This window comes from Kordia sp. (assembly GCF_965224175.1).
GTDB lineage: Bacteria > Bacteroidota > Bacteroidia > Flavobacteriales > Flavobacteriaceae > Kordia.
Genome location: NZ_OZ245041.1, coordinates 3,088,070 through 3,102,749, shown reverse-complemented (window position 1 = coordinate 3,102,749; position 14,680 = coordinate 3,088,070). Strand labels below are relative to the sequence as shown.

At 33.6% G+C, this 14,680-nt stretch carries 11 protein-coding genes; 6 read left to right on the top strand and 5 right to left on the bottom strand.

The window, feature by feature from the left end:
• Positions 1–2 precede the first annotated feature (2 nt).
• The gene (locus ACOQOS_RS13380; protein WP_420570971.1) at positions 3–1,580 is read left to right on the top strand and encodes an NADP-dependent glyceraldehyde-3-phosphate dehydrogenase; all 1,578 of its coding nucleotides are present in this window, start codon (positions 3–5) and stop codon (positions 1,578–1,580) included.
• 180 nt (positions 1,581–1,760) lie between these two features.
• Here the strand turns inward: ACOQOS_RS13380 and ACOQOS_RS13375 are convergent, their stop codons facing one another.
• Genes ACOQOS_RS13375 through ACOQOS_RS13365 form a run of 3 tightly spaced genes read right to left on the bottom strand, consistent with a single transcriptional unit; the run spans position 1,761 to position 4,149 of the window.
• Positions 1,761–2,903: a hypothetical protein gene (locus ACOQOS_RS13375; RefSeq protein WP_420570970.1), complete on the bottom strand. Its 1,143-nt coding sequence runs from the start codon at positions 2,901–2,903 to the stop codon at positions 1,761–1,763.
• Positions 2,903–3,796 carry a DMT family transporter gene (locus ACOQOS_RS13370; RefSeq protein ID WP_420570969.1) on the bottom strand — a complete coding sequence of 298 codons (894 nt, stop codon included), beginning with the start codon at positions 3,794–3,796 and terminating at the stop codon, positions 2,903–2,905. The genes ACOQOS_RS13375 and ACOQOS_RS13370 overlap by 1 nt, the downstream gene beginning before the upstream one ends.
• A gap of 2 nt (positions 3,797–3,798) precedes the next feature.
• A complete protein-coding gene (locus ACOQOS_RS13365; protein ID WP_420570968.1) occupies positions 3,799–4,149 on the bottom strand; it encodes an arsenate reductase family protein in 351 nt (116 codons plus the stop codon).
• A gap of 106 nt (positions 4,150–4,255) precedes the next feature.
• On the opposite strand from ACOQOS_RS13365, the gene ACOQOS_RS13360 reads away from it, so the two are divergent.
• Together ACOQOS_RS13360 and ACOQOS_RS13355 are read left to right on the top strand one after the other, a co-directional pair.
• Positions 4,256–4,723 (top strand): DinB family protein, encoded by a 468-nt coding sequence (locus ACOQOS_RS13360; RefSeq protein ID WP_420570967.1) that lies wholly within the window; start codon positions 4,256–4,258, stop codon positions 4,721–4,723.
• A gap of 112 nt (positions 4,724–4,835) precedes the next feature.
• On the top strand, positions 4,836–6,677 hold the full coding sequence (locus ACOQOS_RS13355) for a cystathionine beta-synthase (RefSeq protein ID WP_420570966.1): 1,842 nt from the start codon (positions 4,836–4,838) through the stop codon (positions 6,675–6,677).
• 121 nt (positions 6,678–6,798) lie between these two features.
• Here the strand turns inward: ACOQOS_RS13355 and ACOQOS_RS13350 are convergent, their stop codons facing one another.
• Positions 6,799–8,445 (bottom strand): M1 family metallopeptidase, encoded by a 1,647-nt coding sequence (locus ACOQOS_RS13350; RefSeq protein ID WP_420570965.1) that lies wholly within the window; start codon positions 8,443–8,445, stop codon positions 6,799–6,801.
• A gap of 97 nt (positions 8,446–8,542) precedes the next feature.
• On the opposite strand from ACOQOS_RS13350, the gene ACOQOS_RS13345 reads away from it, so the two are divergent.
• Positions 8,543–9,685 carry a cystathionine gamma-synthase gene (locus tag ACOQOS_RS13345; protein ID WP_420570964.1) on the top strand — a complete coding sequence of 381 codons (1,143 nt, stop codon included), beginning with the start codon at positions 8,543–8,545 and terminating at the stop codon, positions 9,683–9,685.
• A gap of 80 nt (positions 9,686–9,765) precedes the next feature.
• On the opposite strand, the gene ACOQOS_RS13340 is transcribed toward ACOQOS_RS13345, so the two are convergent.
• Positions 9,766–10,554, bottom strand: a complete 789-nt coding sequence (locus ACOQOS_RS13340; RefSeq protein WP_420570963.1) for a THC0290_0291 family protein — start codon at positions 10,552–10,554, stop codon at positions 9,766–9,768.
• 248 nt (positions 10,555–10,802) lie between these two features.
• Here ACOQOS_RS13340 and gdhA point away from each other — a divergent pair, with 248 nt between their 5' ends.
• Entirely contained in the window at positions 10,803–12,146 is a 1,344-nt protein-coding gene (gene gdhA, locus ACOQOS_RS13335) for an NADP-specific glutamate dehydrogenase (RefSeq protein ID WP_420570962.1), read from the top strand.
• 227 nt (positions 12,147–12,373) lie between these two features.
• Positions 12,374–14,680, top strand: coding sequence for a T9SS type A sorting domain-containing protein (locus ACOQOS_RS13330; RefSeq protein WP_420570961.1), 2,307 nt, complete (start codon positions 12,374–12,376; stop codon positions 14,678–14,680).

Here is a 14,680-nt window from a genome sequence, read left to right as displayed (position 1 = left end):
TCATGAAAATTCCCGAAAAATATCAAATAAAAGAGATCATTACACAAGATACATATTTAGTAAATGGTAAGTTAAAAAAGTGGACAGGTCAAACGGCTGAAGTATATTCAACGATTTCTTCTACAGAAAAATATCAAAAAACATTACTAGGAACAATTCCGACACTAGGAGAAACGGAAGCGTTAGAAGCATTAGACGCTGCTGTTTCTGCGTATGACAAAGGACAAGGTTTATGGCCAACAATGAAGGTTGTAGATAGAATTGCGTGTATGGAAAAGTTTGTGGAGCAAATGAAAACCAAACGCGAAGAAATTGTAAAACTACTAATGTGGGAAATTGGAAAAAACTTAGCCGATTCCGAAAAAGAATTTGACAGAACGGTAGCTTATATCTATGACACCATTGAAGATTATACTCAGATGGATCGAGATAGTGCAAAGTTTGAAAAACACGGTGGTGTAAATGCACATATTCGTCGTGGACCATTGGGCGTAGTTTTGTGTCTCGGACCTTACAACTATCCATTAAATGAAACATTTGCGTTGCTAATTCCTGCGATTATCATGGGGAATACTACAATTTTTAAACCTGCAAAATTTGGCGTCTTATTATTAACTCCATTATTAGAAGCTTTTCAAAATAGTTTTCCTAAAGGTGTAGTAAACATTATTTACGGACGTGGAAGAACAGTAGCTTCTCCAATTATGAGAGATGGTCGTGTAGATGTGTTGGCATTGATTGGAAATAGTAAATCTGCCAATGCGCTGCAAAGTGTTCATCCAAAAAGTAATCGTTTGCGAATGGTGTTAGGTTTAGAAGCTAAAAATCCAGCAATTGTGTTGAAAGATGCTGATTTAGATTTGGCAATTAACGAGTGTATTGCAGGCGCGACTTCGTTTAACGGACAACGTTGTACTGCGTTAAAAGTATTGTATGTGCATGAAGCTATTGTGGACGAATTCAACAAGCGTTTCTCTGAAAAAGTAGATGCTTTGCAATTTGGAAATCCTTGGGAAGAAGGAGCAAAATTAACACCATTGCCAGAGCCAGATAAGCCAGCATATATTCAAGAATTGATTGATGATGCAGAAGCTAAAGGTGCAAAAATTATCAACAAAAAAGGAGGAGAAACAACCGATAATTACATTTTTCCAGCAGTTTTATATCCTGTGACCAAAGACATGCGTGTATATGAAGAAGAACAATTTGGACCTGTAATTCCCGTGATTTCATTTTCAGATATTGAACAGCCTTTAGATGATATGGCAGCCTCAAATTATGGTCAGCAAGTAAGTTTGTTTGGTAAAGACACCAAAACACTTGCGCCTTTAATTGATACTTTGGTGAATTTGGTATGTCGTGTAAACTTAAATAGCTCTTGTCAACGTGGACCAGATGTATATCCGTTTACAGGAAGAAAAGATTCTGCGGTAGCGACTTTAAGTGTGCATGATGCATTGCGTTCGTTCTCAATTAGGACTTTTGTAGCTTCTAAAGACAACGACTATAACAATGAAATCTTAAATGAATTATTGCAAACGAGAGCCTCTAACTTTGTAAGCACAGATTATATTCTTTAAAAAAGAATTTCAATACAATTTACTTTGACGAATCACTCGAAATGACAATTTTAGCAGTAAAGAAACGTCACTTCGAGTGAAATTCTAGAAGAATTTTGTGTCGAGAAGTAGTTTGAAACTGTATGCTTTTTTTTAAAATCGTCATGCTTAACTAGACGAAAAAGTCTAACGAAGTCTAAGTTACTTCTTAAAAGGTTTATGTTCTTTAAAATCTTTAATTCGAATGTTTTTGATAAAGGGTTTCATCAAACTATTTATGAAAGGTCTTTTGTGGCGCATGTAGCAAGTTAGATCTTGTGGTTTTGCACCTAAAGTACTCTTAATCTCAGAAGCGGTTCTTCCTAAGTTGATACGTTTCGCTCCATGCAAAATACCCAAACGCACATAATCATTTAAGATTCTTGGATAAATTGCATTTTCTTTATTGAGCGCGTAATCTAAACCGATGAAATGTGCATCCAAATTATCTCCATTTCGCATCGCAGACAAAAATCCAACCAAATCCTCTTCTAAAAAATACCCTTTTACAATAAACTGATCACCATGTGTTTTTTTGAGAACCATATAAGTATCTAAATCGAGAATTTGAGCATTAAAATTTGCGTTGGCAATGGTGTTTTCATACAACGCTTGCAATTCACTTTTATACTGTTCAATTTCTTGATAAGTAAATTCTTTTGCGATCAAATTTTCACTTTTGCTATCTGCTTTATTTGCTTTGACTCTATATTTAGATTTGAGCGCACTTTTATAATCATCAAAAGATTTCCATTCAGGTTTTAAGGTAATAATCATATTGGGTTCAACCTTCATGGGTGAATACTCATAGTCTTTCAACTGATCGGTGAGAGGAAGCGAGGTATCTTTAAAATCTTTTACAAACACCGCATGGAGTCTTTTGGTTTGTTTCATTAAGGTTTTTAAAGCTGCGACCAATTCGTGAAACAACGCATTTGTATCTTCTCCTCGTTTGATATATGTTCCGTATTCTCCACTCAAAAATATATTTCCGCAAAACATAATTTTGGGCGAATTGTTACAGAATAAACTATTGACTATTTTTTTAAGTCGCTCAGAAATTTTGATGTTCTGTGTAATTGTTTCTATGGGAATTGTCACCACTTGCGTTGAAGCAAAAGCAACTGCCTCTTTCTGCTCATTTACAATAACAATATATCGAAACACTATGTCATCATTGGCAACTTCGTATGCGCGTAAAAATTCTGGAGTATAATATGTATTGGGTAAGCAGCCTAACTGTTGCCAATATTCCTTTGGAATACTGTTTACACTATCATAAAAAAGACGCTGCGTTTGACTCATTATTTGCTTTTGGACTTATTTAATGTTACCAGATAAACTCCAGAAAAAATCAATAGAGCCGCTACAATTTTAATAAAATCTAGAGAATCGCTGCCTACAAGTACAGCAAAAATTCCTGCAATAACAGGTTGAAGATATAAAAAAGTTGTTACGGTTGAAGCTTTTAATTCGCGCAAAGCCATTGGGTTTAGTAAATATGTCGCAAATGTAGCTCCAACAATTACAAAAGCAACTTCAAAAAATACATATGGAGAAAAACTAGTCCAATCTACAGTACTTAATTGTGAAAAACCAAAAGGAAAAACTAAGATAGTACCAAATAAAAACAACCATTTTATAAACGTAAATGGATGATATTTAGAGGTTAATTTTTTAATAATAATAATGTAAATACTATAGGAAACGGCATTGATAAATACGAGTAAATTTCCAAGCGGAATATTCGATGAATTTTCTGTAGCCTTACCATATAAACTCAGGACAACTGCACCCGAAAGTCCTAAAATGATTCCAATAATTTTGGTAGAAATGACTTTCTCTTTCAAGAAAATGGCGGAGAGTATCAATACAATAATTGGTACAACCACCATAATCACAGAAGCGTGAATTGGAGTTGTGTACTCAAAACCTTTAAAAAAGCAAAGCATATTAATTGCAATTCCAAAAACAGCCCCTAAAAAGAAAGTGAGAAAGTCTTTGCGTTCTATTTTTTCTTTTGGCGCAAACATGCTAAATATCCAAAATAAAACTCCTGCAGCAGCTACGCGAAGTAATATAAATCCAAATGGTTTTATGTAGCCACCTTTTATAACATCAGATGCAAAAGTAAATGTAACTCCATAAAAAACTTGCACCATAAAGGCAGCAATAAAAGCAAAGGTTTTTTTAGACATGATTACGAAATTGCTTCTTTGGCTGCAGCCACAGTTTTAGCAGAATTCCCAATAAAAATTTGATCTTCTACAATAATAACTGGACGTTTTAAAAAGGTATAATGTTCTAAAATATATTGTTTATAATCTTGCTCAGTAAGCTCCTGATTTTTTAAATCCATTTCCTTGTAAAGCTTGGCGCGTCTACTAAATAACGCTTCGTAGCTTCCCGAAAGAGCGTGCATTTCTTCCAACTGTTTTACGGTAATTTCTTCTTCTTTAATGCCTTGAAGAATAAAATCGGACGTTGGTTGAATCTCTTTAATAATTCGCTGACATGTATTGCACGTTTTTAAATGATAAATTTTCTTCACGGGTTTACAGTTTTAAAAAGAGGTTATTTAATATGACTGATAATAATTTATGCAAAGAAAATTCATTTCCATCAAAAATGAATACTTTTAATGAAAATATAACGAAATGAATTTTACAAGAACTGTTACTCAAAACAACAGAAAGGTCATCAAAAGAATTTTAAAAGAGACTACCTTAGAAGATTTAAACAAAATTCCTCAAGGATTTTCAAACAATATATTTTGGAATATTGCACATATAGTGGTTACCCAACAATTATTAGTCTACAAGTTATCTGGTTTGCCAATGTACGTTTCTGATGAAATGATTTCTAAATATAGAAAAGGAACAAAACCAGAAGGCGATGTTGTACAAAAAGAAGTAGATGAGGTTTATGAACTATTGGATAGTTTATTAATAAAAACAGAAGAAGATTTGACTGCTGGAATATTTAAAAACTACACTGAATATACACTTAGTTTAGGAACTACATTAAGCAATGTACATGAAGCTATAGAATTCAATAATATTCATGAAGGCATGCATTATGGATATGTTTTGGCAATAAAAAAAGCATTAAAAGTAGATAAATAATTATAACTTTTCTTTAAGAGTTGTTTTGTAAGCGCCTATGTTTTAAAGCGACTCATAATTCCGTAAAAAATCTAATTAGCGTATATTTGTACGTTACATAAAGTAGAAAATAATGGAAGGCAATACAGTACTCACATATATAGAAAATGTCTTAGAAAACATGCCAAATAATTGGTTGCGCTTAACAACGCATAGACTAGACATTTACAATGAAAAATTGGCAAAAGTTCAGTTTTTAGAACATTTTGAAAACTTATTTAATGCGAATAATTCATCTGAATCAGCGCTAAGTGAATTACCAACTGCGTACGATTATATTCGTTTAGGACATCCTTTATCGTGTGTTTTGGAATGGGGAATTGCAAAATTGAACAATCTGAAACCAGAAAACGTGATTAGTTTTTCTTCAAAAACAACACCTATTTTGGCAATTTTGAGAAAAAACTTATTAGAAAAGAAACATACACAAATTGTTTATACTGGCGAATTACCTGCTTTTTTTGACGCTGAAACTGTTCGAAATGTTTACGGATATACATTTGAATTGAAAAAAGTGGAAAATGTATTAGAGGTTCCTTCGTTTGACGGAAGTACTATTTTTATTTCCTCTCAAAATGATAATCATACAGTAGACTTTTCTTCAAATATTGATTTCTTTATCAATTTTCAAGAAACATTAGGAAGTATTGTGTTGGCAAATGATGAAAATGCACACTATGTTTCAGAAATACAACACGTTCGAAGAAGAGAGACAATTGCAATGACGCCAGCAGATTGCTTGGTAGTGCTAAAATCACTAACAGAAAAAACATCATTAGCAATTCCAGAAACAAATGTTGCTGCAAATAAAACAAGCGTTTTAACTGCAATTAATAATATTACTGGTGTTACTACAAAACCTTTAGTGGCTTCTAGCGGATTATCTATTCAATATGCCATTATGATGGGATTGATTGATGATGCATTAGAGAAACATCCTGGAAAAGATATCAAATTTATTGTACCACCAAATTGTTACGGAGGAACTAACGATCAGGCAAGACGTGTTGCGGCTTGTGTTGAAAACGTAGAAGTGCTAGATTTACCTGTGGATGGTGACAATGATATGGTAAAAAGCGTGAATATGGTCTTGGATAAAGTCGCGCAAGAAGATGCGATTCCTTTTATCATTGCTGAAATACCAACAAATCCGAGAGTGGAAGTTCCTGAGTTAATTGCTTTGAAAGAAGCATTAGAAAAAGAGCGTAAAACTGCTACTGGAGAAACGGCAATTGATCCTGTATTTATTTTAGATCAAACATTTTGCCCTAACGTACTTTTTTTAGGTGAAGGCGAAATACTTTCTACAGTTCGTGCAATTTCATATGCTAGTGGATCTAAATTTCCTAGTGGAGGTTTATGTACTGCTGGATACTGTGTTGGAAACCAAAAAGCAGCAACGTTAATTGACAAAATAGAACTGCACCTGAGTCTTTGTGATAATGAAGCGACCGCTTTACAATACGAAATCTTAGCAACGCAATTACCTTCAATGATTCAGCGAATAGCAGATGCATATACAAATACACGTGAATTTGTTACGTTCATTGAAAAAACATTGCCTACTGCAAAAATCAATTTTGTTTCTGAAGAGTTAGCAGCGCAAGGATTCACGCCTTCTGTATTTTCGTTAGATCTTCCAACCAAAGGAAATACGGATGAAGAACGAGAAGCTTACAAGAGAAAATTAAACTTGAAACTCATCAATTTAATGATTGCTGAAATTCCAGATGAAAGTAAATATTGTGTGAGTTATGGTCAATTAAAAGGTTGTTACTGGACAATTCCTGCAACATCAACACAAGGAACTACAAAAGAAGGAGACAAAGATTATATTGCACGTGTGGCACTTTCTGCAAACATGGATTTAGAACGTCACAAAGAAGTATTTTCAGAATTTGTAGCAGAAATTTAATGGAGATTTTGTGTCTCTAGCGCTGTTTTGAGTGATTTTTTGAGTAAAAATAGCATTACGACAGCGCTTTATAGAACTATCGAGAAGTACTAAGAAATTCTAAGTAGTTCTCGATAAAATTCTATTCCATTTCTTTCATAGTCACATAAAAATTAGGATCTAACTCCATGGTAGAAACTTTAGTATCTATTTCTTTTGTTTGCCATGTTGTTGTAGGCGAAAGCCAAATCAATTTTTTATTTACTGCTAAGCGAACTTTCATATTGAAATCATCAACTGAATTTTCCCAGCGATACATAAGTTTATTTCCTTCTCTTTTGTAGCGTAGCACAGGAATATCAGTTGTACGTAAATATTGATCGAAAACAGCAGATAAGTCAATTTCTGATTTTTCACTAATATAACTTTCAATCTGTTGTGTAGTTACGGTTTGATGGTAAAAATCTTTGTTTAGTCCACGCAAAATACTACGCCACTTTGCATCATCGTTTATCAATTGACGAATCATGTGTAACATATTTCCACCTTTATAATACATATCGCCAGAGCCTTCATGATTTACGTTGTAAATTCCTATAATTGGACGGTCATTTTGAATATTAGCGCGCGTACCAATTACATATGCAGCACTTGCTTCTTTTCCGTAGAAATAATCTAAAAATAAATTCTCTGAATAGTTTGTAAAGCTTTCATGAATCCACATATCTGCAATATCAATATTGGTAATATTATTAGCAAACCATTCGTGTCCAGATTCGTGTATAATGATAAAATCAAACTTCATTCCCCAACCTGTGTTACTCAAATCACGACCGCGATAGCCGTTTTCATATCCATTTCCATACGTTACTGAGCTTTGGTGTTCCATGCCTAAATATGGTGCTTCTACCAATTTATAACTATCTTCATAAAATGGATAAGGTCCAAACCAATGTTCAAAAGCTTCTAAAGTACGTTTGGCATCTTTAAACTGTTCTTTGGCTTTGTCTAAATTATCTCGCAACACATAATAATCCATGTCTAACGTGCCATTTTCACCTTCATACTTTTCTCCAAAATACACGTAATCTCCAATATTAATATTTACACCATAATTATTTATTGGATTTACTACCTTCCAATGATAAGTTTTTGTGTCATCGTCTAATGCTTCAACTTTGGTCAAGCGTCCGTTAGAAACATTCATCAAATCTTTAGGAACATTCACGCTAATTTTCATACTATCTACTTCGTCATACATATGATCTTTGCAAGGCCACCATACACTTGCGCCGAGTCCTTGACAAGAAGAAGCAATAAAAGGAAGCCCGTTTGCATCTTTTCTCCAAGTAATTCCGCCATCCCAAGGTGGGCGTTTTGCTACTTTTGGCTTGCCTTCATAAAAAACTTCTACACGATATACTTTTCCTTTCTTTTGTCGTTTCTTCAGATGAATAAAATGTGCATTTCCATCATGAGTAATTTCTAATTCCTCTCCATTTTGAATTGCTTTAGTCATTTGTAAAGGCGGTTGCAAATCCACTTGAAGCGTCTTTTGTCCTTTTTCTAATACCGTATATTGAATGGTGTTGCTTCCTGCAATTGTTTTTTCGGAAGGATCTACTTTAATGTCCAAATGATAATGTGTCAAATCCCACCAAGCGCGTTCGGGTGTAATAGAGCCGCGTAAAGTATCTTGTTTGGTGAAATTTTGAGAAAATGCCTGTATACTACAAAAAGCAAATACAAAAAGAAGGTATTTTGATAAATTGTTATTTTTATATATCATTTCGACAAAATAGTTAATTACTGATAAAGGTACATCTATAATCTGAAAATCAATAAATGAAGCGTTAAATTTGTCATAGATGTAAAAACACCAATACATGAAATTTAATACAAAAACAATTCACGGTAAACAACAGCCAGACAAAGCGTATGGAGCTGTGATGCCACCTATATATCAAACATCTACGTATGCACAAAGTACTCCTGGCGGACACAAAGGTTATGAATATTCAAGAACGCATAATCCTACGAGAACTGCACTAGAAAATGCATTAGCAAGCATTGAAAACGGAAACTACGGTATGGCATTTGCTTCTGGATTAGCTGCTATTGATGCGATAATGAAATTATTGAAACCAGGAGATGAAGTAATTTCAACTAGCGATTTGTACGGCGGAACATATCGTTTGTTTACTAAAATATTTGAAGGTTACGGCATTAAATTTCAATTTGTTGGAATGCAAAATGCGGCAAACATTGAATCGTATGTCAACACAAATACAAAACTTATTTGGGTAGAAACGCCAACAAATCCAATGATGAATATTATTGATATTGAAGCAGCTTCTATAGTTGCAAAAAAGTATAATATCCTATTGGCTGTAGATAATACATTTGCGACACCATATTTGCAAAGACCATTAGATTTAGGAGCAGATATTGTGATGCATTCTGCAACGAAATATATTGGAGGACACAGTGATTTGGTGATGGGAGCTTTGATTGTAAAAGATAAAGAAGTTGCAGATAAATTGTACTTCATTCAAAATGCAAGTGGTGCTATTTGTGGACCAATGGATAGTTTTTTGGCTTTACGTGGAATAAAAACATTGCATGTGCGTATGCAGCGTCATTGTGAAAATGGAAAAGCTATTGCGGAATATTTAGCAAACCATCCTAAAATCTCAACAGTATATTGGCCAGGATTTTCAAACCATCCAAATCATGATATTGCAAAAAAACAAATGGACGATTTTGGTGGTATGATTTCTTTTGTAACCAAAGGGAATAATTATACAGAAGCAATCAGAATAGTAGAGAATTTAAAAATATTTACTTTGGCAGAATCTTTAGGAGGTGTTGAATCATTAGCAGGACATCCAGCAAGCATGACGCATGCAAGTATTCCGAAGGAAGAAAGAGAAAAAACGGGAGTTGTAGATTCGTTAATTCGTTTAAGTGTTGGTATTGAAGATATAAATGACCTTATTGATGATTTAGCACAAGCGCTTGGAAAATAATAACTAACAGTTTGCAATTTGTTAGTATAAAAAAAGCCATTCTATCAACAGAATGGCTTTTTTTATTTATATATCTTTATTTAGAAGTTCAAATAATAAATGTATCCTACATTAATAATGAATCCCCAATCATTAGCTTTGTTTTCAGGATATAAATTTTCATCAGGATTCAGTCCATCAACCCAGTTTGAAAAATAATATCTCCAACGAACGTCAAATAGTAAATCGGATGTTTCTGTAAATTTATAACGTGTTCCTACACTTGCTACAATTGACCATGTAGAGCCAGATTCATTCAAATAAGCATCTTGATACTTTACAGGTAAAACGGTTGGATCACTAAGTGGTCCTAACTCAGATTCTACGGTTGGTGTATAATAATTATATTGTACACCTAAAGCAGCATAAGGAGCTAATAAATATCCTCCGCTTTCAAACTCACGAATACTTCTAGGGAAAAATTCTAATTGTGTTCCTAAGTTTATCACACGTGTATTTCCACTCATGGCACGCAACTGATTTGCTGTTTCAGAAATTTTATCATCACCAACATATCTACCAAAATGTTCCAAATTAACAGTTGTGAATGTTAATTCGTTTCTAACTTTAAAGTGATCGTTAAAATATGTATATCGTGTAAAACAATTACATTCAGCTCGATATGAGAAGTTTAAATAGTGAACTATACCAAGTTCGAGCCCAACATTTCCAATATTGGTATCAAAATCGTTACGTTCTCCGTAGTCAGACTGAAAGGCATTCGGTCCTATTACGAAACCAAGCTCATGAGAAAATCCGAATTGCGCGTTCGCTGTTCCGGCACACATCAGCATGAAAAGTAGGAAGATAGGGCAGATTCTATTTAACATGTTTCAACCAGTATTTATATAAGGCTATACAGCAAATATATAAAAACCCTTAAAACAAAAAAACAAAAAGTGTATTATCTAATGTTATTATCTGTAAGATGCACAATATGGCAGATAACATGTTGAATAATTTTATGTAGCGTAAAAATTGTCAAATTGTAAAAAAAAGAGAGTTTTTTTTTAATTAAATGTATATTTGTATAGTCAAATAATGATATTAATAAAAATTTGTTAATCAAACTTCGTTTATGGAAGCAAAAGTAAAAGACTTTTTAGACTTGGTAAAGCAGACAAACGGACACGAACCTGAATTTTTACAAGCAGTTCAGGAAGTTGCGGAAGCTGTAATCCCTTATATTGAAGGAAAAGAAAAATATAACGGAACTAAAATACTTGAAAGAATGGTAGAACCTGAGCGTGTAGTTATGTTCAGAGTGCCATGGGTTGATGATAAAGGAGAAACTCAAGTAAATCGTGGATACAGAATTGAAATGAATTCTGCTATCGGACCTTACAAAGGTGGATTGCGTTTTCACCCAAGTGTAAACTTAAGTATTCTTAAATTCTTAGCATTTGAGCAAGTATTTAAAAATAGTTTAACAACGCTTCCTATGGGTGGTGGAAAAGGTGGATCAGATTTCAATCCTAAAGGAAAATCTGATTTAGAAATCATGCGTTTCTGTCAAGCTTTTATGTCTGAATTATTTAGACATATTGGACCAAATACAGATGTTCCTGCTGGAGATATTGGAGTTGGAGGTCGTGAAATAGGATACATGTTCGGAATGTACAAAAAACTAAGAAATGAATTTACTGGTGTTCTTACTGGAAAAGGAATTACTTGGGGAGGATCTTTAATTCGCCCAGAAGCAACAGGATATGGAAACGTATACTTTGCACAAAGTATGTTAGGAACTAAAGGAACTTCTTTTGAAGGTAAAACAGTTTCAATCTCAGGATCTGGAAATGTAGCTCAGTACGCTGCCGAGAAAGCAACTGAATTAGGAGGAAAAGTAGTGACTATGTCTGACTCTTCAGGATATATTCATGATGCAGAAGGAATTGATGCTGATAAATTAGCTTTCATCATGGAGCTTAAGAATGTAAAAAGAGGAAGAATTCACGAATACACTGAAAAATATCCTTCTGCAACATTCCATAAAGGAGAAAGACCTTGGAGCGTAGCATGTGATGTAGCTTTACCGTGTGCAACTCAAAATGAGTTAAACGGAGAGGAAGCACAAGCTCTAGTAAGCAACGGTTGTGTATGTGTAAGTGAAGGAGCAAATATGCCTTCTACACCAGAAGCAATTGAAGTATTTTTAAATAATAAAATATTATTTGCTCCAGGTAAAGCATCAAATGCAGGTGGAGTGGCAACTTCTGGTTTAGAAATGACGCAGAATTCATTACGTTACAACTGGACACGTGAAGAAGTCGATGCAAAATTAAAGCAAATCATGAGTGATATTCATGAAGCTTGTGAAGCATATGGAAAAGATGAAAACGGATTTATTGACTATGTAAAAGGAGCCAATATTGCTGGTTTTGTAAAAGTTGCTGATGCAATGATTGCACAAGGAGTTGTATAACTACAAATTTCCTTAAAAACATATAAAAAAGCTTTCTGCAGCAATGTAGAAAGCTTTTTTTATTACAATAATATATGATAACCAATTCATTTACGTTATTATTAAATATATTTGATGAATTATTCTAAAAAAAGAGGAATGTAATGTAAAGGAGTATAATATAAACTTGTACATGTATAGACGTATAAATTCCATCAAAGTAGAATCGAAAAAATAAAAATAAACAGATGAAGAGAGGTTTGTATTTGTTATTGCTAATATCTTGTATATCAGTACATGGACAATCTTTTAGTAATTCTTGGCTTGGTCATTATTCATATAATAACATAATTGATATATCACCAAGTTCCAGTAAAATTTATGGAGCTTCTGAAAATGCATTCTTTACATATGATTTAGCATCAAATGAAATTGAAAAGTTTTCTACTGTAAATGGTTTATCAGGAGAAGAAATCAGTACAGCATATTTTAGTGAGCCTTCTCAAAAGTATGTGTTAGGATATGATAATGGACTTATCGAAGTGTTTGATGCAGATACTGAAGAAATACTTAGAGTAGTTGATATATTAGATAAACCTACAATTCCGCCAAATAGAAAAAGCCTAAATCATATCTTGGAATATAATGGTATTCTCTACATATCTACGAATTATGGAATCTCTCTGTATGATGTAAATGCTTTAGAATTTGGAGATACTTACTTTATAGGACCTAATGGAAGCCAGCTAGAAGTAAGGCAAACTGCAATATTTGGAGAATTTATTTTTGCAGCAACAGATTCAGGAATATACAGAGCTACAGTGGCAAACGATAATTTAATAGACTTTGAAGAATGGCAACGTGTTGCAGGCTCTAACTGGAAAGGAATTGTCACTTTTGGGGAAGATTTGTATGTTGTAAACAATAACAGAAGGATATATAAATATAATGGAACCAGTTTTACGCCTCAACTTCAAATTCCTGCATATCAAACACAATTAGAAAACTTGAAGGCTAATGATACTTACATGACCGTTGTTCACAATACAAAAGTGCATGTCTATGACTCAGAACTTAATGAAGTTGCTGGAATAGAATCTCTAGAAGAATATCCAGATATTGAATTTAATGCAGCACTGCTTTTAGGAAATAGTATTTATCTAGGAACAGAAGATCAAGGTATTCTAGAAACTACTTTTCCTATGCAAAGTACAGCAAATCAAATATTGCCAGATGGTCCATTGTTGAATAATACATTTTCAATTACTGCGGTTCCTAATGAATTGTGGGTTGTTTATGGAGATTATAATGCAGGGTACAATCCGTATCCGTTAGATAGAAGAGGTGTGAGTCATCTGCAAGATTTAGCTTGGACTAATATTCCTTATACTACTGATTTTGATGCGCGTAGTTTAGTACATGCTACCGTAAACCCTTCAAATCCAAGTGAAGTATTTATAAGTTCTTTTTTCTCTGGAATATTAAAAGTTGTTGATAATGAACCTACAGAAATACTAAATCAAACAAACAGTGGCTTAGAGTCTTTAGATATTGGAGTTCCTACGTATATAGACATTCGAATTGGAGAAACCAAATTTGATACTAATGGCGATTTATGGGTGTTAAATTCTAAAATAGATAATGGAATTAAAGTACTTCGTAGTAGTGGTCAATGGGATTCTTACTCAGTAACTGAAGTTATTAGTGATCCTTTTGGTGGAGAAAATGGACTGTCTAAACTTGAGATTAGTAATAATGGTATAAAATTTATCGCAACTCAAAATAATGGAGTATTAGCGTTTGATGAAACTCGTAGTCAAGATTCTCAATTTGTAACAATAAGTGAAGAAGAAAGCGGAAACTTGCCGACAACTGATGTTAGGTCATTGGCTATCGATCTTACAGGAAATCTGTGGATAGGAACTGTAAAAGGAATAAGAGTGTACTTTGGAGCGGATAATATTTTTAATGATAGTAATCCGCAATCTGATGATATTATCATTGTAGAGGAAGATGGAGTGCCAAAAGAATTGTTATTCGAACAAACGGTAACTGACATTGAAGTAGATGGATCCAATAATAAATGGATAGCAACTTCAGCTTCTGGTGTTTTCTACATGTCATCTGATGCTACAGAAACTTTAGCACATTTCACAAAAGACAATTCACCATTGCCAACAAATACAATCAATAATATTGAAATTGATTCTGAATCAGGTCGTGTATATATTGCAACGACAAAAGGACTTGTGTCATTTCAAGGAACGGCTACAGGACCAAAAGAAACTTTAGAAAACGTATATGCATATCCAAATCCAGTACGTCCAGGATTCAGTGGAAATCTAACAATATCTGGGCTTACTGACAACGCGAATGTTAAAATAACAGACATTGAAGGAAACTTGGTTTTTGAAACTACTTCTGAAGGAGGAACGTTGCTTTGGGATTTAACAGCTTTTGGTAGGCATAAAGTTGCTTCAGGTGTATATCTTATTTTAATTGTGAGTGAAGACGGATCTGAATCGAAAGTTACAAAAGTGATGGTAGTTCGTTAA